This is a genomic window from Dyadobacter sp. HNCC25DJ184, assembly GCF_056895215.1.
Window position 1 is genome coordinate 187243 of record NZ_JBXHAQ010000003.1, and the last position, 20110, is coordinate 207352.

Here is a 20110-nt window from a genome sequence, read left to right on the forward strand (position 1 = left end):
CCTTTCTTGATATCATCAATCAAGGTATTGCAAATCATTAACCTCAAACAATCTCTGAACACCTCCACGAATGAACAATTTGATCTCATTTCGTTACCCGAGTTATTCTAACTCTGAATAAAGAAAACACGGATTAACTAGATTAGCGCACAGAAAAATCCCTAAAAACTTTCTTTGATTATTCAAACGTCCCTCCCATCTCCCCAAGAATTAGATTTATTTTACTAAACTGAATCAAATTCACATTACTAAATTCTTTCAATAGTAGTTTCTCCGCCCCCTGAACTGCGTCATTTAAATTTCGTTTTCCAACATTTGTCAGCTTCACATAACTTACCCGAGCATCGCGTGCGTTAGCTTCTCTTCTCACCATTCCGAGCTTCTCTATGGGAGACAATACTCTTGTAATTCCGGATGCAGTGAGGCCCAATTTTTCAGCCAGATCTACCCTACGCATCTTCTCGTCCGGCGAAATACTTAGTTGATAGAGAACCATAAATTCGTTGAGATTCAGCCCGAGATCGATGAGCGCTGTGTCTAGTTTTTTGGTCCATAACGAATTGACAACTGTAAGATTCATCACAAACTTTAAGTGATCCGAAAGAGCCTCCATATAACATATTTAATTGATAAGTATTTGCTATATACTTGACATATCAAGTATATAGCAAATATAATGTATCGTTTTGAGTCCGCAAAGGCTTTTTTTGTATTCAAGAGATTTTCTACTTTGAGATCTATTAAATCATTTGGAAGATATATTGATCTCTCTATATTGAAGCCGGCAGATCGTTGTTACCTGCTTCTCTTCGAGAGGCTAAATGTAAAACTTCATTCAAACTTTACTAAGATGGGCGGATTTACTTAATTACAGGATAGGCAACTAAATCCAATCGCCGAGGGGAAACCTTGTACCAAAAGGCTGTTATTTTGCGCATGGCCTTGAAAGGGGAAAGGCTATGAAGAAGGTATTGAGAAGTATGGAGAATCAGTCAGCGAACAAATGTAAATGATATCTCCCCTCACGCTATTACTCCCGCATACGATGGCGGATATTGGCTCAGAAAAAATTAAGAACCAACTCGCAAATTGCCATTTACTATAATATATTATTGTAAATTATACAGAGAGATTATTGTTCAATTTAATATATTATAGTAATCATTCTCGAATATCATAAATTTATATTTGTAAATCGAACTAGTCCGAATACTCCTGCAACAGCTGACGGTAGCTATTGAGCACTGCTGACTTGGAAATAAAGCCAACAAACACGCCTCCATTGGCCGTGACAATTGGCAAATTCCATGCTCCTGTCTTATCAAATTTATCTGCGACAACCACGACGCTATCATTCTCCTCGATTACACCCAACGGTGGGTGCATCATTCCTCTGATACTCAGTAAGTTAAAATCTTCTTTATGGAACAAAATGGGACGTAAATCGTCCATGGTAATAATTCCAACGAGTTGGCTGTCATCGTTCAAAACTGCTATTGTGTTCTTTTTTCCGGTTCGTACAAGTCCGGTAAGCATTTCAAAGGAAGCGTTGACATGAATTGTTTGGTAATTCTTATCTATCAGGTCCAATGTGTGAAGGCGAGCGAGCAAATTCTGATCATGTTGATTTGTGAAAATCATTCCCTCTTTTGCAAGCGGTTCGAGATCCGGAGAAATCGGAGAAAACCATTTTGCCATTAGAAAGGAAGTCACGCTGACAATCATTAACGGAATAAAAAGGTCATAGCCGGAACTGGACTCCGCGATCAGGAATATTGCGGTAAGAGGAGCGTACATTACTCCGCTCATTACCCCGGCCATGCCAACGATGACTAGATTGATTGCGGGAACGTTATCTATTCCTATCAGCGTACTTATCCCCGCGACCAGAAAGCCGATGGCAGCCCCGGAAAAAAGAGACGGCGCAAAATTTCCACCATTTCCTCCACTGTATATGGTGATGGAAGTTGCAAAGGCTTTTAACAAACAAACTACTGCCACGAAAATGACTACTACCCATTCACTGTAACTGATAAGATCAAAGAAGCTATTTTCAACAAGACTTCTGACATCACCTCCTGCCAGTACCTTTACCATATCATATCCTTCGCCAAACAACGGTGGATAGAGGACGCAGAGCATGGACAGTACAGCGCCGCCCAACATTGCCTTTTCCAATTTTGTATACTTTAGCCCACGAAAGAAATGCTCGACGTTTTTGCTGATCACCAGAAAATATCTGGAATAAAGGCCGCACGCAACGCCCAAAATGAGATAAAATGGGATGTTATGATAGTCGAAAGGATTGCGCATCCGAAATTGAAAAAGAACCTCTTCATCCAATAAGATCCTGGATACCAAACTTCCACATACAGCGGCTACGACCAACGGAATGAAATCAGAGAAAACTACTCCCGTTAGTAGTATTTCCATCGCGAACATCACTCCTGCAATAGGTGCGTTGAACGCAGAGGCAATACCAGCAGTGGCACCTGCGGCGAGAAGTAAAGTTCGCTCCCGATATTGCAATTTATAAGTCTGTGCATAATTGGAACCCAGTGCCGCGCCCGTAACCGCGATGGGGCTTTCCAATCCGGCAGAGCCACCCAAACCGACCGTGATAGCGCTCTGAATGATCTGAGAGTACATTTTGACAGGACTTACGATACTGGAATTTTTTGCTATCTCACTCAAAATGACCGGAATTCCCTTCTTGTCTTTACCCTTAAAGAAGAATTGAACCACCAAAGTCGTGATCACTATCCCCAGAAATGGAAACACAGCATAAAAAAACACCTGCTCTTCAAAATGAACTTTGTGGGTTATGATATAATGAATGTAATGTACTAACGACTTGAGTATAACACCTGCTAAACCACATGTGCTTCCTACTAAAATGCCGGACAAAATCAAAAATTGATTTCTGCTAAGTATGCTTTTTAGCCAGAAGAGAACTACTTCGTAGCTTCTGACACGCCTAAGACTGTAGCGTGTGAAACTCCGTCTGAATTTGAGGAAGTTGTAGAATTTCTTGATACTTCTTGTTTTCACAACAGTGTTATTTAAATTCTCAGGAATGTTGATGGAGCTTACCTATTTTTAGTAAAAGTCGGCATGCATTTTCGAAGTACCAATTTTATTCAACATTATTCCATATCGTCGACCAGATACTTAAAATCGCGGATTATAGGGCTAATGTCTTCCGTCAAGGTGAAAGTGGGAAGTTTAAAACGGCCGTAAAATTTAAATGAAAAAAATCTTGAAAGAATCTTTTGAGTTACGCATCCAAACAGGAATACAAAACGTAGGTTATAGCAATAGACTGGCAAAATACAATTGAGTGTTTTACAGAACTTGGCACCTGGTTTACACTTTGACACACCATTTTGCGTAGAATGCTCCTCGTTCCACTTCAATATCTCTAACGTACCGGTAGAGATTTGCTAAGCCCCTTTTTCCAGCCCTGCATTCTCTGAGATTATCAGGCAGAAAAAAGGGGCTTTCCGATTCCGAAAAGCCCTCTATCTGAAGAATTTAATGCTACAGCGTGTTTTTCGCCAGCTGCACGTCTAAACGTATATCAACAGGTCGATCATTCCCATAGCCATTGTTATAACCACTTCCTGTACCTATTCCAACACCAACTCCACCGCCCATTCCGATGCCACCTCCAAGACCAATTCCGATACGAGGCGAAATACCACCACCGGAGGATTGCCCTTCAACACTGATATTGATCCCCAACATTGGAGAAGTATCAGGGTTGATTTTCATGAAGCTGAATGGGACAATGATCTGTTGTGAAAGCTCATTATTTTCATCCATCGATATCTTCATGCGAAAATTTTTATCTTCTACCAGGTTCAGATAGTGCGGTCCGTCCTGGTCTTTCCAAACGCCCTCTTTGTTATAAGAATCGAGCAGCATTGTAAGTCCCAGACTATTAGGGAGATCCGTATCAATTCTCTTCAATGCCTTTCTATCTTCCTTCATCACCACAGGGAACTGAACGTAATATCCTTCCTTCTTTTGATTTTCCGGCGTAAACGAAATACGAAGCCCACTACCCAGTATTTTCTGAATTGTGTTCGGATCTTTCGTCTTTAGAGTGATGTAAAGAAAGTTATCATCGTTAATTATCCCGTATCCAAGGCGCGATTGCTGATCCTGATGATCAATTTTAACTTCATCTACAAAGGAAAAGGGAGCATTCCATTTTGCATCGTAGGGTATCGTTTTGGAGGAACTGCAGGCAGCTGCCGAAGCCAGGAGGCCAAGGAACCATATCTTATTGAGGTTTTTCATTTCTTAATGTTAAATCACTGATAACTATGGATGAATAACGAACTTCATCTATAATTCATTACTAAGGAACGCCAAAAATCGTTGCAGCATAAACGCTACTTCATCAAAAGTGAGATTTTGTTATGCAGCTGCACCGGGTCAAATGGTTTCGACAATGCGTCGTTCATTCCCGACTGGATCGCTTCCTCCACTTCCTCAGGTAAAATGGTTGCAGAGAGCGAAAGAATTGGGGTGTCTATATGGAGGTTTTGACGAGCATAACGTGCGGCCTGAAACCCATCCATTTCTGGCATTTTAGTGTCCATCACGATCATATCATAAGTACTTTCAGACATAGCCTCAACCGCTTCCCTCCCATTGAGCACCCACTTGGTGCTGATATCCCATGCTCCGAGGTATTTTTCCAACAATAGTCCATTGATACGGTTATCTTCCGCAATCAAAATCTTTTTGCCCGGAAAAGGCGGCAATTGGTTGTATGGTGTTGGCGCAGAACTTTTCAAAACGCCGAGGTTGGCTTCAGACAGTTCGAGCACAAAGTAAAACTTGCTTCCTTTTCCTTCCTCACTTTCGACCCGAAGCTCGCCGCCCATGAGGCTTACAAGCTTCTGAGAGATGGTGAGGCCCAGCCCTGTCCCTCCGTATTTCGATGCCGTCTCATTTGTAGCTTGCCCGTATTCAGCAAATATATTAGCAAGGCTTTCTTCTGAAATACCGATACCTGTGTCTACAACTTCAAATCGAACCGTATGCTTTCCACCCCGAAATCCTTCATAGCGCATTTTAAGGCTCACAACTCCTTTATTGGTGAATTTCAGGGCATTACCCAGAAGATTTAACAGAATTTGCTTTAACCGCATCTCATCAATCAAAAGGCCTTCCGGAACGGATTGCTCTACATAGCAACTCATTTTCAGCCCTTTTTCTTCCGCCCGGAACTGCATCAGATTGCAAACATCATTAGCAGTGATGTGAAGATTGGTCGGAAACGGTACGATGGAAAACTTACCCTGGTCTATTTTTGAAATGTCCAGAATATCATTCACAATGTTCATCAACGACGAAGTGGAGTTCGTAAGCAGTTTCAGCAATGAACTTTGCGTCTCGTTCAACTGACTGTTTTCAAGCAGATTAGATATTCCGATAATACCGTTAAGAGGCGTCCGGATTTCGTGGCTCATATTCGCCAAAAACGTCTCTTTTGATCGCTGAGATCTCTCAGCTTCATTTTGGGCTCTTATCAGCTCCCTTTCTCGTGCCTTCCTTTTTTCAATATCGTGCAGGTTAACAAAGAGCACTTTGTCTTTGTACATAATACGTAGTTCCAGCCACACGGATTGATGCAAATGTCCTGAAAACCGGTCCTCGACCACTCGCGTTTCACCGTATGTATACTCTTTGTTCACCATCACTTGCTGCAGCGGCGAGCCAATCGGCTCCACAAGCAGGCTCAATATGGAGGTATGCAACAAATCGGAAGGTTTTTTTCCTAATATAACTTCAACCGAGGGGTTGATCGACAAAATCTTCCCTGTATCCGGCTCTACGGTGGCTATAATATCGGGCGAATTGGTAACAATCGTTTCGTAATTCTTGAGCAGTTTATTTTTTTCACGGATCTCCCGCTGGCTTCTGGACAACCTGATCAGAGAATCAATTTTGGCATTTGTTATATACGGATCAAGCGGTTTGTACAAGTAATCTATTGCTCCTGCTTTGAGTCCCTTGACCGCATAAGTCGTTTCCTTTGAAATTGCAGTAACAAAAAGTATCAGTATTTCCTTGGTTTTTGGGTTGGATGCGAGCATTTGCGCAAACTCAAATCCATCCATTCCAGGCATTTGAACGTCTACAATGGCAATACTTATTTCATTTTCCCAAACCAGCCGCAAAGCCTCGTTGGGAGATGTGGTTAACAATACCTGAATGTCATCACGGTCAAGAATTGCGTTAAGAGCGATCAAATTCTCTTCACGGTCATCTAACAGTAATATTTTTATGTTTTCCATTTTTGGGTAAAATTTTGAATCATTTCTGGTTCACTAACCGAAGTGCTGGCATTCACTATATGTTCGCAAATCGCTGATAGCAAATCACTTACAATTAGATTATTTTCTGATATATGTTCAGGCCTTTGTCGATAATTTTAAATTTATCTTCAAGACCCGTATGTTTCAACCCCTCCCTTTTTCCGAGACACAGAAAACCGAAAACGGCTAAACTATCGTACAAAAGTTTCAGGACGGTCGTTCGCTTGCTTGGCGTAAAATAGATCAGGACATTGCGGCAAAAAATGAGATTGAATTCATTAAAAACACCGTCTCTCGTCAAGTCATGGTTAGCGAAGGACATATTTTGACGCAGCTCAGGGATCATGACCGCTCGCCCATTTGAAACCCTGTAATAGTCAGATAGCGACGAAACCCCTCCTGCTTCGATATAATTTTCCGAGAACTGCCGCATTTTACCAACCGCAAAGCTACCTTCCTTGGCGCAGGTGACAATACGCTCACTCAAATCAGTCGCATATATCCGTGATTTATTGTACAATCCAGCTTCTTTCAAAAAGATCGCGATTGAGTATGCTTCTTCGCCTCCGGCACAACCCGCACTCCAAACTCTTAGAAAAGGGTATGATTCCAGGTAGGTCAATACTTCACGCCCAAAAGAAACATAAACGTCAGGATCGCGAAACATCTCTGAGTAATGAACCGTAAGCTCCTGAACGAAGTCGCGTACGACCTGGCTTCCTTCGCCAAGCCTGTGCAGCAGGTCTGCCTTTTCAACACCGAATTTGTCAAGATACCGAAATACACGTCGTTGCAGCGATGGTCTGGCATATCCGGAGAAATCAAATCCTGATATGCTCCGAAGTTGATCTATAAATTCTTCGAGGTCAAAACTCTCGCGATTTTCCGTGATCATATGCTAAGCGGAATGACTCCAAACTTTGATCAACGACATTAACTTTTCTATGTCAAGCGGTTTTGATATATAATCGCTCGCACCCGCGTCGATACAGAGTTGCCTGTCAGAAGACATTGCTTTCGCAGTAACAGCAATGATCGGCAACTCGGCCCATTTACTGTCCTGACGAATTCGCTTAGTCGCCTCAATGCCATCCATTTCGGGCATCATCACATCCATCAAAATAAGACCAATATTTTCAATAGTGTTCAGTTTTTCCAGTACTTCAAACCCGTTTCCGGCAATTTCAATATCATATCCCTCCTCTTGCAGGACGGCGCTCAGCGCGAATATATTCCGCATGTCGTCGTCTGCAAGCAATATTTTTTGACCAGAATAATTTTTTGTAATACTTTCTAACGGGCTCACTGTCATGATTTTAGCGGACTCGGATGCCTCGGCAGTCGATTTTTCGGGCGCGACATTTCTTAAAAACTGCTTGACCTCATCCAATAGTCTTTCGTTAGACTTACGCGTTTTCATCACGATGGGATGCGCGTAATGCATAATTTTTGCTAGGTCTTCGTGCGACAAATCCTCGGCCGTGTTAATTACCACGGGTAGTTTATGCCATTCGGAATGCTGTTTGATATCATCCAAAAGTTCAAGCCCGCTTCGGTCCGATAAATTAACGTCCAGGATTATACCGTCAACTTTTTCTGTTTTTAATAGTGAGAGTGCCTCCGCCGCGTTAAATGCATATAGCACAACGATATTATTCTCAGCGAGATAGTCACCCAGGAATTTGCTTTGCAGATGGTCGTCCTCAACTAATAACAAGCGCTGTTTGGTAAGATCACTGCCTTTAATTTTCAACAGCTCGAACAGTTTACCGGCCTGAATTTTATCAACAGGTTTTTGGATAATACCAACGGTTCGGTCGGCGGCGTCTTCCCGCAGCGAATCGCTGCCCGAAGAAACGATATGTACCGGAATATGTTTGGTTGCATGGTCATTTTTGAGACGATCCAACACTTCTTGTCCTGAAATGTCCGGCAGGAAAACATCAAGCGTAATCGCGGTCGGTTTGAATTTTTCTACCTTTTCAAGGCCCTCTTTGCCTGTGAGAGCGATCATGGTTTCAAAGCCAAACTTACGGGCTTTATCAGCCATATCATTCGCAAAAATTTCATCGTCCTCAATAATCAAAAGTCGGCCAGGCACTTCCTCTCCATTCGACGACTCCCTAGCTGCTTCCTGCGATCCATTGGAAAAATAAGTTGGTATCTCCGTCACAAGGCGTGACTCGTTCGTTTCCAAAGGTATGATCAAACAGAACTCTGAGCCCCGGCCCTGCTCGCTTTTTAGCGTAATACGACCTTTAAGTAGCGATGCCAACTCTTTACTGATTGAAAGCCCCAGGCCGGTGCCGCCATATTTTCTGCTCGTCGATCCGTCGGCTTGTTGAAAAGCTTCAAAAATGGCCTGCTGTTTTTCGAGGGGAATTCCGATTCCGGTATCTGTTACGGCAAAATTCAGATATTCTCCATCTCTGGATATTCTGAGGGACACTGATCCGGGAGCTGACGTAAATTTAACTGCGTTGGAAAGGAGATTTCTTACGACTTGCAAAATGCGTACAGGATCAATCCACAACAAATCAGGTGTGTCTACGGATTTTTCAAGAACCAACTTGATGCCTTTGTTATCGCACATTTTCTGGAACAAATCCCGCATATTCTGCAGAAGACTGTCAGTTGGCACGTATTCATAGTGAAGCTCGACTTTCCCGGCCTCCACTTTTGCCAGATCGAGAATATCGTTGATCAGGGTAAGTAAGTCGTTTCCTGAAGTATTGATTACAGACGCATATCGTTCCTCTTCTGCGCTTAGACGGGCTCCTTTGTTCTCTCGAAGTATTTGGGAAAGAATGAGAATACTGTTTAAGGGAGTTCGGAGCTCATGGCTCATGTTTGCCAGAAACTCACTTTTGAATTTACCGGCTTTTTCCAGTTCGTCAGCCTTAATTTGCATCTGATCCCTTGCTTCTTCGATCGTGCTATTCTGTTCTTCGAGCAGAAATGCTTTTTCTTCCAGCTCCGTGTTGATCTGCTTGAGCTCTTCCTGCTGTTCACGAAGTTCTTCATCAGACACTTGGAGCATGGACGTTTGCTTGCTCAACTCCTCATTGATCACTTTCATTTCCTCTTGCTGACTCAGTAGCTCCTCCGCCTGTAACTGCGTCTGACGCAATAGTTCCTGAGTTCGCTGGCGTTCCTTTGAGGCCATAATAGTTGCCGAAACACTTTCAGATATTGCCTCCATCAATTTCGCAACCCGTCTTCCCGGATCATGTAAAAACCCAAGCTCGACCACAGCAATTACCTGATTGTCAAACGTTAGGCTCTTGATATAGACTGCTCCTGCGCGTGCCTCGCCCAGTCCACTTGAGAGCCGGAAATATCCGGGAACAACGTCCATCTTTTTAACAACAGTACTGTCTGCCGCTACCTGTCCCAGCAATCCCTTCCCCAACTCAATCTTTTGGGGAACGGAGTCAAAGCCATCAATACCATACACATCCGTCAGTTCAAGCACCTCACCGGATCGATTGGCAATATAGACCACAGCCAGGTCTGCACCCGAGGTCACAGCCAATTTGCTTAAAAGCCTTTTAGTAAGCCTTTTTATGGAAAGGTCACCCCTTATAGCAGCGCCAATTTCCAGTGCACCATTCAATATCCAGTTCTTTTCGTGATCTTCCTGAGCAAGCTGCTCAAGACTTTCATTGACCTCGTTGGTCGCTTTTTCGGATTTTAGCTGAGATAAATAAGTTTTTCGTACGATCCAGGATAAAAGCAAAATTACTACCAGGAAGAGACCGTTTCCGATGATAATATAACTTTCTGCTTTACGGGAACTCTCCTCGGCAATATTTCGGCGGACCAATAGTAAAGTCTGCTCAGTATTTTCTATCGCCGCAAAAATTTTATTGATACGATCAGTCACTTGTTTACCCCGCATGACAAAGGGCTGAATTGCTGAAATATCGCCTTGACTTGCGTTGAGTTCAACAAGTTGACGATTCAGTAATGTTATTTTTTGGTATACATACAAATCCAGACTATCACTACGATTTTTTTGTACCGAATTGTCCCCAAAATGGTTTTTTAATTGTTCAAGCTGGCTTCTAAGGCGAAAACTGCTGCTCTCAAAATTGTTTTTAAAAACCTCCTGGCCTGTCAGGGCAAATCCCCTGACACTAGTTTCCATGGTTAATAAGATATTCTTTATTTCATAAGTCGTAGATAAAACCTCCCGGGTATGGTCAACCCATTGTGCACTTTCCTGCTGAACTTGTATGCTTTTGAACGAAAAAATACCAACAAATAAAACAAGAATGATAGCAGCAGCCACACCTAAAAAGGCCTTATTCAAAAAGGAAAGTCGATTCATAAACGTTAATATGCAAACAGAAGTGATCTCTCACCAAGGGAATTACCCCTTAGAAATGTCATACAATTTTAGCATATGTTTGTCAAATATTTACAAAACAAGTTCGATATAATTAATTGCCTTAGTTAAAGTTATTTCGCACGGCGAAATTTCTACTTAAATAACAGCCCCGAAAACAAATAATTTAAATTGGAAAATTTCCGTCTCAATACCACTTTGGTATCTGAAGGGTCTCAAGAAAATACAGCTCTCTAGCCACAATTCTTTGAGAAAAAGTGTGGGTCAAACACCATTAAGGTTTTACGAATAATCTACTTACAGCCACTCGACAACTTCATTGTCAAGCGTAATGATAACCCCTCTGGAGCTCTTTCCGACCTGGCTGAACGCTCTGATCAGTTTTCTCAAATGCCGACGTGGTTCGTCGGGATTCTTACCCGCGACAATTCGCATAAGGACGTTGGTACCATCGGGCATATCCACCATTCGGTCTACGTGCAGCATCCCACCTCCAGGCACGAGCACCTCGCGGTTCATACTCACATGGTTGGTATCCTCATAAAGTTGGCTGACCGATGCGTCTGACAATAATCTGGTTACGGTTGGAAGCAAATCGTCTGTGTCTTTTCTGCTGACAATTCCCTCATTGACAAGACGGGCAACAAGATGGGGCAAATCAGATACTGAGCGTAGCGAAGTCAATAAGTAGCATAATTTCTGCAACCTGTCGTTTTTCGGTTCAAATGTTTCAATATCAAAAATTCGATCCGCCATTCGTCTCAAACGTAACGACTGACTTCTTTCATTGCTAAGCACCGTGTTGACAAAAAATGGCTCGGCCGACAGCCGGTTATGGCTATGAATAGGCTCTCCAGCACCTTGATATAAAACATATTTTGTCTCTTCCTCCGACCATTGAGGTTCTCTCCCCTCCAAGTTCAAATAGTTGTGAAGCCAGTGATTAACCGACGCCCCAGAACTCCAGCTCTTGTCCCTTTTTGCTAGAATATATAAAGCCTGAACAGGCCTCGTAAACGCAACATATAGTAAATTCAGGTTTTCAACAACCGTCCGCATCCGGTGCTCATAATATTGCTCATCGACCACCGTACCTTCCAGGGCTTTGACATATGACACGATGGAAGTCAGCAATTTTTTGGATATGCCAGTCTCGTCATCCATTATAAGATCCTCGTAGTCAGCGTTATCCAGATCCACCCACAGCGGATCGTTAGCTCTCGGCATCACACTCCAATCGGCATATGGCAGTATAACAACGGGATATTCAAGGCCCTTGGATTTGTGAATGGTTGTGATTCTTAACGCATCCGTACCAGCTGGAACAGTGATGGATAATTTATGTTTTACGTTTTCCCAATGAATAAGGAAGTCGCCCAGATGATTGCTTTTTTTGTTTCCATAATCCAGAACTGAATCCAGAAACCGGAACAGATATTCTTTGTCAGTGTCTAGTTTGAAAAGCCCAAATTTGTCGATCAGAATTTCCGCCAGCTCAAAAACGGAGACCTGCCTCAATTTGAAAGCAACCAGTTCGATCTGCCATTTGATAAAATACGAAAGAAAAGAATCCATACCCGAGGATGCCGCGAGCTGACGGATTTCCTCATATTCTGCGGCGCTCGGATTTTGTTTTCGAATAACATGGTGAAACAAATAAGCGGCCTCGTATCTCGCCAGATTATGATCCGGGTTATGTAATACCTTCATAAAAGAGACTACAAAATGCACTACACGCGAATATGTGAGGGTAAGCGCATCATCAGAAATTAGCGGATACCCAAGTGCCCTAAATGAAGCTGCTATGGCTGCAGCGTCCCTTTTCCTGCGACAAAGTATGGCAATATCCTTCCACTGATAACCCTGCTCCAGTAGCTCCTCCACAATCGTAACGGTCCGGATAAGTATAGGGTCTGCAGCATATGGATTTTGATTGTCCACCGTTTCCGCGTCGCCACCCAAAAACTCCATCTGCACATGGCCGCCCTTTTTCACATCCTCTGGAATTTCCTGTTGAAAATATTCATTAAATACCTGCCCAACAACGGGATATTGATCTGACAGCGTTTCGGCAACGAACGAAAAAAAGCCGTTATTAAAGCTGGTAATTTCGTAAAAACTCCGCCTATTGGTTCTCAAATGATCCAGTACGAGGTTCTGATGAACAGCCATGAGCCTTTCAGAAACATAGTTGCCGTCGCCCAGTTTCTGGGATAATTCTAATACCTGATCGTTGGAAAGATGAAGAATCAAATCCATATCCCCTCCACGGAATCGATATATCGACTGCTTCGCATCACCCACCACGAGATTGAAATGGCCTTCACCTAAGGCGTTCTCTATTAAAGGAAGCAGGTTGGCAAATTGTAGTTTGGAAGTATCCTGAAATTCATCGAGCAAGATGTGGTTATATTTGTCCCCAAGTCGTTCAAATATAAATGGAATCGGTTCCTGTGAAACGATTTCAAGTATACGGCGATTAAAATCTGAGATATGAACTTGGTTGTTTTGCTTCAATAAAGCATCAAACTCTTTCCGAATTTCTCCCAACAGTGACAGGTTGTATAAATGCTTATCAAGCTCCTGATATAGTGTCACTTTCCGTATTTGGTTCTCCCGAATGATTTCAATATTCGCTAATATATCCGCCAGGTCCTGCTTGATATTATCTATTTGCTGTTTGACGAGTGTGGGAGTTTTGGCGGTATACCAGACATCCTCATTGATCGCTTTCCTTACGTAAGAGTTTGGGGATTCCCAAAGCTTCTTTCCATCCTTTCGTGCATTCAAATATCCAAAAACACCGCTTGCTGAATAGTAGAAATCGCCAACCTCGAGGCCTTCGTTCAATATAAGCTGAAAGCCCTGGGCCGCATATTGCGTCAACTGATCTTCCGTTTTACGGATAAATGCCCGAATTTGTTTTCTAATCACATTCCAGTCCTGCATCTGAAAACTGGATATCCGCTGCATTTTCAGATACCCTTCTTCATTGATCAGTGTCCCCGCGCTTCCGCGGATAATATTTGGTAATGAGCCCCAGCTTCCGCCAGCTTCGGTTTTTTCCCTATAGTAATTTTCAACTATTTCTGTTAAAACTTCTTCTCCCTCCTGCCCGATTCTGGCCAAAAGCCGGTCGACCGCATCATCCAAAAGTTCGCGGTCCAGTTGCGTTTCAAAAACGAATGGCAGCCCGAGTTCATCTGTAAAACTGCTGACCAGGCGTTGCGTAAACTTGTCAATCGTCATCACCGAGAAGTCGGAGTAGCGATGTAATATCTGAGTAAAAACTTCCTTCGCCCTTGCCGACAGCAGCAAAACGATATCAGAAAATATAGCGGGACTTCCGATTGCCTCAGGATATAGTTCGATCGCGACATCTTTTAACATCGAGGGCACTTGAGTTGTGCCTGGGGTATATGCAGAAAACTGTCGAAGCATCAGCAATATCCGCTCCTTCATCTCATTGGCAGCCGCGTTGGTAAACGTGACGGCCAAAATATTCTTAAAGTACAGATCCTCATTGGAATGCAGCGCGAGCTTCAGATACTCCTTGGTAAGCGTATATGTTTTGCCTGAACCTGCCGAAGAACTGTAAACTTTGAACACGGGATGAAATTTTGGATTTGAGCGAAAAACGAATTGCCAATATACACAAAAAACCAGGCTCAGGCCTGGTTTTAGCTACTTCGAAATATCTTTCAACTATAGGTTAAACCTGATCCCTCCAGATAAATTTGGACTAAAAAAGAACGGACGGGGAACAAGTTCCATGTAAGTTCCACCCTCTATAAAAACCGATATTCTATTATTAGGGATGTAATATTCAAAACCACCCAATGCGGACCCGCCTAAACTGATGCTTTTTTCGTAGTCCCCAGTCAATCGGTCAGGATAAGTTCTTCGGCTGTTTAACTGGCCACCTAGTCCGTAATATACATGAACAGATTCCGAATTGAAAAATGGAGTATGCCACAAATAATGAGCCTGTATTGCTAAACCAGTATTTTTGTACCGACCATTACTTCCTCTATATTCTCTGTCTTTCCCGAAAACACCGCCGAATGTACCCACCGAAATATCGATGGCGTGGATATTATTAAAATATTTTCTGACATTGATGCCGGTCGGTTCACCCAATTTAAAGCCTACAGCCCAGTTATCGTATTGAGCATGCGCAACGCTAAAAACCAAAATAGATAAAAATGTGAAAATTAACTTCTTCATAGTGAATTACTTGGTGCGAATTTAACGGGTTCTATAAATGCTGCCTGGGGTATTAAGCCTCCACGCTATTTGTTTGAAATTTCTTCAGTGACTCTATCAATATCAGGTTTTCCTCTCTAGTTCCTACCGTGATCCTAAGGCATCCATCGCAAAGGTGAACCTTCGAGCGGTCTCGCACTATAATTTTTTCGTTGATCAGATAAGACATTACCGCTTTGGCATCGTCAAATTTCACCAGAAGAAAATTAGAATCGGACGGATAAACCCTCAATACCAACGACAAATTACCCAACATCGTACGCAGGTGACTTCTTTCTTTTAAAATTTCCTCCACCATATCCTTTTTTTTCTGCTCCGATTCAAGCCCTTTTAAGAGTGCCTGCTGAGCCGGTAAACTGATATTATAAGGTGGTTTGATCTTGTTTAATATCTTCACAAGCGATTCCGAAGCGAAGCACATTCCCGCTCTTAATCCGGCTAGCCCCCATGCCTTCGAGAACGTTTGCAACACAACCAGATTCGGAAATTCAGCTAAACGCTCCGTCCATGACGGGATATCGGTGAAATCGATATATGCCTCATCAACAACAACTAGGCCGTTGAAAGCCTTTAAAATAGCCTCAATCGACTCAGATTCCATCACGTTGCCGGAAGGATTGTTAGGCGAACATATCCATATAATCTTGGTATCTGGTGTAATTGCTTTCAACACCGACTCAGTATCAATCTGAAAATCAGCAGTCAATGAAACCCGATCGATGATCACGTCATGAATGTTCGCGCTTACTTCGTACATCCCATAAGTTGGCGGCATAATCAGAACACGATTTTTTCCAGGAGTGCAGGTCGCCCGTACCAATAAATCTATCGGCTCGTCACTTCCATTTCCAAGGTATATCTGATTAACCGGAACATGTTTGATCGGTGAAATTTTCTCTTTGATCTCATGCTGATATGGATCTGGATATCTGTTGTAAAAATCCGAAGTCACCGAACCAATCGGGTTCTCGTTTGCGTCCAGAAATACGCCCAAACTGCCGGTGTATTCATCCCTCGCGGACGAATAAGGCGCCAGAGAAATAATATGGGGGCGAAGAATTTTATTTAAGTCAAAAGTATTCATGCTTCTTACAATACAGCGTTGCACAACGGCAACTTTCATAATATTAAAACAGGCAGATTAGATCCAGTTATCCCTAATCTTTCAACCGGATACTAACCGCGTTTTTATGGGCATCGAGCGACTCAGCCGCCGCCATCACCTCAACAGTACTTCCTATCCTGCCCAGTCCTTCCCGAGTGATATGCTGTAGAGTAATTTTCTTTACAAAACTATCCACCGACACGCCGCTATATGCTTTTGCGTATCCATTTGTTGGAAGGGTATGGTTAGTTCCTGACGCATAATCACCGCAGGATTCAGGCGTATAATTCCCTAAGAAAATCGAGCCAGCGTTAAAAATCTTCTCAGAAACCTCTTCCGCGTTTTCAATACTTAAAATAAGGTGCTCTGCCGCATATTCATTCAGCAATTCGATCGCTTCATGCTGGTCTTTTACTAAAAGTGCTGTACTGTTTTCAATGGCCTGTCTTGCGATTTCCTTTCTTGGTAAATCTTCCAACTGCAACTGTAACGCCTGATTGACATTATTGATCAGTGTTGGGCAGGCAGAAACCAGCAGGACCTGACTATCAACCCCGTGTTCTGCCTGGGAAAGCAAATCTGCCGCAACAAAAGAGGGTACTGCCGTTTCGTCTGCATAAACGGCGACCTCAGAAGGACCAGCAGGCATATCGATTGCCACACCTTCTTTGCTTATTAACATTTTCGCAGCGGTAACATATTGATTTCCAGGCCCGAAAATCTTATATACTCTCGGCACACTTTCGGTGCCATAGGCCATAGCCGCAATCGCCTGGGCTCCGCCGATACGGAATGCAACTGTTACTCCTACCAATTTGGCCGCGTACAAGATGGCGGGATGATCAGATGGCGTACAAAGCACAACCTCCTTACAACCAGCAATTTTCGCCGGAATTCCCAACATAAGTACAGTACTGAAGAGCGGTGCCGTCCCACCCGGAATATAAATTCCGACTTTTTGAATACCTACACTTTTGCGCCAGCAAGTCACGCCTTCCATAGTTTGCACTTTCTCCGAAGATTGCAATTGGCGTTCATGAAAGGCATAGATATTGGCATATGCCTGCTGAATAGCACTTTTCAATTCGTCGTCCAGCCTACTTTCAGCTTTTTCCAACGCTTCGGCGGAAAACAAAAGCGAGTCTAATGACACATGGTCAAACTGTAACGCCAGTCTCCGTATCGCGTCGTCTCCGTTTTGCCTTACATCAGCCAATATAGGAGCAACTCTTGCCTCTATTTCTTCGAAATTCTGAACGGGTCGCGCCAGAATACTCTGCCATTCACCGCGTTCAGGATAATTTATAACATTCATACTTTCTAATCGAGCAAGTTATCGTACAACTAATATGCTCCGGATATTTTCGGCTAAAGCTGTTACCAGCACAAATAAGCCGATTTGCCCCTCCGGCTTTGTGTTAACATCCTGATAAAACCTCTCACCCAGCATTAAAGCACAAGCGAATCATTATGGCCAGGGATTAGCTATATCTCTTAAAGTTCCGGTGATGACACCTACCACGGTTGACCAACTAAAAGCTAAAATATAACTCCTAATCGCTATTAACCAATAGCTAAACCCAAGCTCGTCACAATATCATCTTCTCAATCGGTATCACCAATATCCCCTCTGCACCTGCCTGTCTGATCTTTTCAATATTTTCCCAAAAATCATTCTCATTTATCACCGAATGAAGCGAGCACCAACCTTCCTGTGCAAGTGGAAGAATCGTCGGAGAACGCATACCAGGTAAGAATTGAATGATATTGTCAACCGCTGCTACCGGGCAATTCAAGAGAATATACTTGTTGTTTTTAGCAACCTGCACCGACTTAATCCTGAACAAAAGCTGATCCAACAAATCCTGCTGACCAGGAGTCAAGGTCTTGCTAGCGATCATAACCGCTTCCGATCTGAAAATCGTTTCGACCTCTTTCAAACCATTGCTCAATAAGGTGCTTCCAGAGCTCACTATATCACAAACTGCATCTGCCAAACCAATACTTGGAGCGATTTCAACTGACCCGCTGATTTCGTGAATATGTGCGTGAACATTATGAGATTTCAAATATTCACCCAACAAACGCGGATAAGTGGTGGCAATACTTTTACCATCCAGATCATGCACACCATTATAGTCATGCTCTCTTAAAACGCCAATCGAGAGGCGACATTTTGAAAAACCCAATTTGTGAACAGTTGCAACTGACCGATTGGCTTCTTCTGAAACGTTTTCGCCTACAATACCCAGATGCGCCACGCCGTCCTCAACGTAGCCAGGAATATCATCATCTCTTAAAAAGAGGATTTCGGCCGGAAAATTGGTTGCGGCAGTTTTTAGTTTTCCAGCTCCGTTATCAAAACGGATGCCACATTCTTTGATCAATTTAAGCGAGTCTTCGCTGAGTCTGCCCGACTTTTGAATTGCAATTCGTATTATGTCACTCATTTTGTAAAGCCTTCGTTGTCAGCAACTCAGGCGGTTTGGAATATTATTTTATAATTTCGATACTCAGGTAATTTGCCAGGAAGAAATCAAGCCCGGAAGGGATTTCACAAATCAATTCCAGCTGAGGGTCTTCGTGCCTTGGTGGCTAAATCACTATTGATTATTCAGAAAGGATTTTTTCTACCAGGCTGTCTGCGGAAAGTTTGACCTGCTCTCCCGACTTCATATTCTTCAAAGTTAACAGTCCGGACGCGATTTCTTCCGAACCAATGAGAATTACAAACGGTATTTTCTTCCTATCGGCATAGTCCAGCTGCTTTTTCAACTTAACAGAATCCGGATAAAGCTCTGAATTGATACCCACTTTTCTCAGTAATGGCAACAACGTCAGGCCGTAGTCAAATCCTTCTTTATCAAAATTCGATATCAAAACTTTTGTCGAAGTTTCGTGCTGATCCGGGAAAAGATTTAGCTCTTCCAACACATCATATATCCTGTCAACGCCAAGCGAAATACCGACACCTGAAATTCCCGGCACGCCAAAAGTTCCAGTCAAGTTATCATACCGACCACCGCCGGATATACTTCCAATCTGAACGCCGTTTGCCTTGACCTCAAAAATGGCACCTGTATAGTAGGAAAGTCCGCGAGCCAAAGTGATATCCAGCTGTATTTTAGGATTTTCAAGCCCTGATTTTTCAACCATTGCCCAAACTTCTTCCAATTCTGCAACGCCCTTCAGCCCTATCTCCGAGTCAGAAAGCCAGTTTTTCAGTGATTCGAACGGATTCACGGAAGATTGTAAACCAAACATGGGTTCGAGAAGCGCAATATTGTTTTCGGAGAAACCATTACTTAACAATTCTTCCTCCACTTTTTCTCGCCCGATCTTGTCCAGTTTATCAATGGCTACGCATAGCGGACCTTCCTTTCCCTGCGCACCTATGATATCTGCTATTCCAGTCAATATCTTCCTGTTATTAATCTTGACAGTAAAGTCCTTTATGCCCAACTCCGGAAGAATGTCATGCAGCAACATCACGATCTCCGCTTCGCAAAGCAAGGAATCAGTTCCTACCACATCCGCATCACACTGATAAAATTCACGATACCTTCCTTTTTGTGGCCTGTCTGCACGCCAAACTGGTTGGATTTGATATCGTTTGAAAGGCATTACCAGCGTCCCGCGGTTCATGACCACGTGGCGAGCGAAGGGCACTGTGAGGTCATATCGTAGCCCTTTTTCCGAAATCTTCTGCGTAACAGCCTTATATCCTTCTTCAAAAGACGAAGGTTCAGTTTTTGACAAAAAATCGCCGGAATTCAGTATTTTAAATAGTAGCTGATCACCCTCATCTCCATACTTCCCCATCAAGACACTCAAGTTTTCAAAAGCGGGCGTTTCCAGAGGCAAAAATCCGTAACGCTGAAAACTTTTCCTGATGGTATCGAAAATAAAATTACGCTTTGCCATTTGGTCGGGACCGAAGTCACGTGTTCCCCTGGCTAAAGATGGTTTACTCATTGTTATTACGAAATAAATAAGGCACTCCGACTCAACTTGCCACTTTCCTGAACTTGATGCACAACTTCTGGTTACAAT

The 20110-nt window shown here is 43.0% G+C and carries 12 protein-coding genes; all 12 read right to left on the reverse strand.

Features of this window, described 5'->3' with window-relative positions:
- Positions 1-178 precede the first annotated feature (178 nt).
- The 12 genes from AC1XUD_RS05880 to hisS all read right to left on the reverse strand — a co-directional run bounded on the left by AC1XUD_RS05880 (position 179) and on the right by hisS (position 20032).
- Complete coding sequence (locus AC1XUD_RS05880; RefSeq protein ID WP_483360037.1) at positions 179-613, reverse strand: MarR family winged helix-turn-helix transcriptional regulator; 435 nt, start codon at positions 611-613, stop codon at positions 179-181.
- A gap of 587 nt (positions 614-1200) precedes the next feature.
- On the reverse strand, positions 1201-3051 hold the full coding sequence (locus AC1XUD_RS05885; RefSeq protein ID WP_483360038.1) for a chloride channel protein: 1851 nt from the start codon (positions 3049-3051) through the stop codon (positions 1201-1203).
- A 489-nt stretch (positions 3052-3540) separates the two neighbouring features.
- The gene (locus AC1XUD_RS05890) at positions 3541-4305 is read right to left on the reverse strand and encodes a hypothetical protein (RefSeq protein WP_483360039.1); all 765 of its coding nucleotides are present in this window, start codon (positions 4303-4305) and stop codon (positions 3541-3543) included.
- Positions 4306-4400: 95 nt separating this feature from the next.
- A complete protein-coding gene (locus AC1XUD_RS05895; RefSeq protein ID WP_483360040.1) occupies positions 4401-6314 on the reverse strand; it encodes a response regulator in 1914 nt (637 codons plus the stop codon).
- A gap of 94 nt (positions 6315-6408) precedes the next feature.
- The gene (locus AC1XUD_RS05900) at positions 6409-7230 is read right to left on the reverse strand and encodes a CheR family methyltransferase (RefSeq protein ID WP_483360041.1); all 822 of its coding nucleotides are present in this window, start codon (positions 7228-7230) and stop codon (positions 6409-6411) included.
- Between the two features lie 3 nt (positions 7231-7233).
- Positions 7234-10668, reverse strand: coding sequence for a response regulator (locus AC1XUD_RS05905; RefSeq protein ID WP_483360042.1), 3435 nt, complete (start codon positions 10666-10668; stop codon positions 7234-7236).
- A 315-nt stretch (positions 10669-10983) separates the two neighbouring features.
- Complete coding sequence (locus AC1XUD_RS05910; protein ID WP_483360043.1) at positions 10984-14295, reverse strand: UvrD-helicase domain-containing protein; 3312 nt, start codon at positions 14293-14295, stop codon at positions 10984-10986.
- A gap of 96 nt (positions 14296-14391) precedes the next feature.
- Positions 14392-14913: a hypothetical protein gene (locus AC1XUD_RS05915; RefSeq protein WP_483360044.1), complete on the reverse strand. Its 522-nt coding sequence runs from the start codon at positions 14911-14913 to the stop codon at positions 14392-14394.
- Between the two features lie 52 nt (positions 14914-14965).
- Positions 14966-16075 (reverse strand): histidinol-phosphate transaminase, encoded by a 1110-nt coding sequence (gene hisC, locus AC1XUD_RS05920; RefSeq protein WP_483360045.1) that lies wholly within the window; start codon positions 16073-16075, stop codon positions 14966-14968.
- 34 nt (positions 16076-16109) lie between these two features.
- Positions 16110-17372, reverse strand: a complete 1263-nt coding sequence (gene hisD / locus AC1XUD_RS05925) for a histidinol dehydrogenase (protein ID WP_483360046.1) — start codon at positions 17370-17372, stop codon at positions 16110-16112.
- 274 nt (positions 17373-17646) lie between these two features.
- Positions 17647-18507, reverse strand: coding sequence for an ATP phosphoribosyltransferase (gene hisG, locus AC1XUD_RS05930; protein WP_483360047.1), 861 nt, complete (start codon positions 18505-18507; stop codon positions 17647-17649).
- 160 nt (positions 18508-18667) lie between these two features.
- On the reverse strand, positions 18668-20032 hold the full coding sequence (hisS, locus tag AC1XUD_RS05935) for a histidine--tRNA ligase (protein ID WP_483360048.1): 1365 nt from the start codon (positions 20030-20032) through the stop codon (positions 18668-18670).
- Positions 20033-20110 lie beyond the last annotated feature (78 nt).

Bases quoted from the DNA above. Each gene is read 5' to 3' on its own strand.
- AC1XUD_RS05880 (WP_483360037.1), bottom strand. From the start codon at position 613: ATGGAGGCTCTTTCGGATCACTTAAAGTTTGTGATGAATCTTACAGTT.
- hisD (WP_483360046.1), bottom strand. From the start codon at position 17,372: ATGAATGTTATAAATTATCCTGAACGCGGTGAATGGCAGAGTATTCTG.
- AC1XUD_RS05915 (WP_483360044.1), bottom strand. From the start codon at position 14,913: ATGAAGAAGTTAATTTTCACATTTTTATCTATTTTGGTTTTTAGCGTT.
- hisS (WP_483360048.1), bottom strand. From the start codon at position 20,032: ATGAGTAAACCATCTTTAGCCAGGGGAACACGTGACTTCGGTCCCGAC.
- AC1XUD_RS05890 (WP_483360039.1), bottom strand. From the start codon at position 4,305: ATGAAAAACCTCAATAAGATATGGTTCCTTGGCCTCCTGGCTTCGGCA.
- AC1XUD_RS05905 (WP_483360042.1), bottom strand. From the start codon at position 10,668: ATGAATCGACTTTCCTTTTTGAATAAGGCCTTTTTAGGTGTGGCTGCT.
- hisC (WP_483360045.1), bottom strand. From the start codon at position 16,075: ATGAAAGTTGCCGTTGTGCAACGCTGTATTGTAAGAAGCATGAATACT.
- AC1XUD_RS05900 (WP_483360041.1), bottom strand. From the start codon at position 7,230: ATGATCACGGAAAATCGCGAGAGTTTTGACCTCGAAGAATTTATAGAT.
- AC1XUD_RS05895 (WP_483360040.1), bottom strand. From the start codon at position 6,314: ATGGAAAACATAAAAATATTACTGTTAGATGACCGTGAAGAGAATTTG.
- hisG (WP_483360047.1), bottom strand. From the start codon at position 18,507: ATGAGTGACATAATACGAATTGCAATTCAAAAGTCGGGCAGACTCAGC.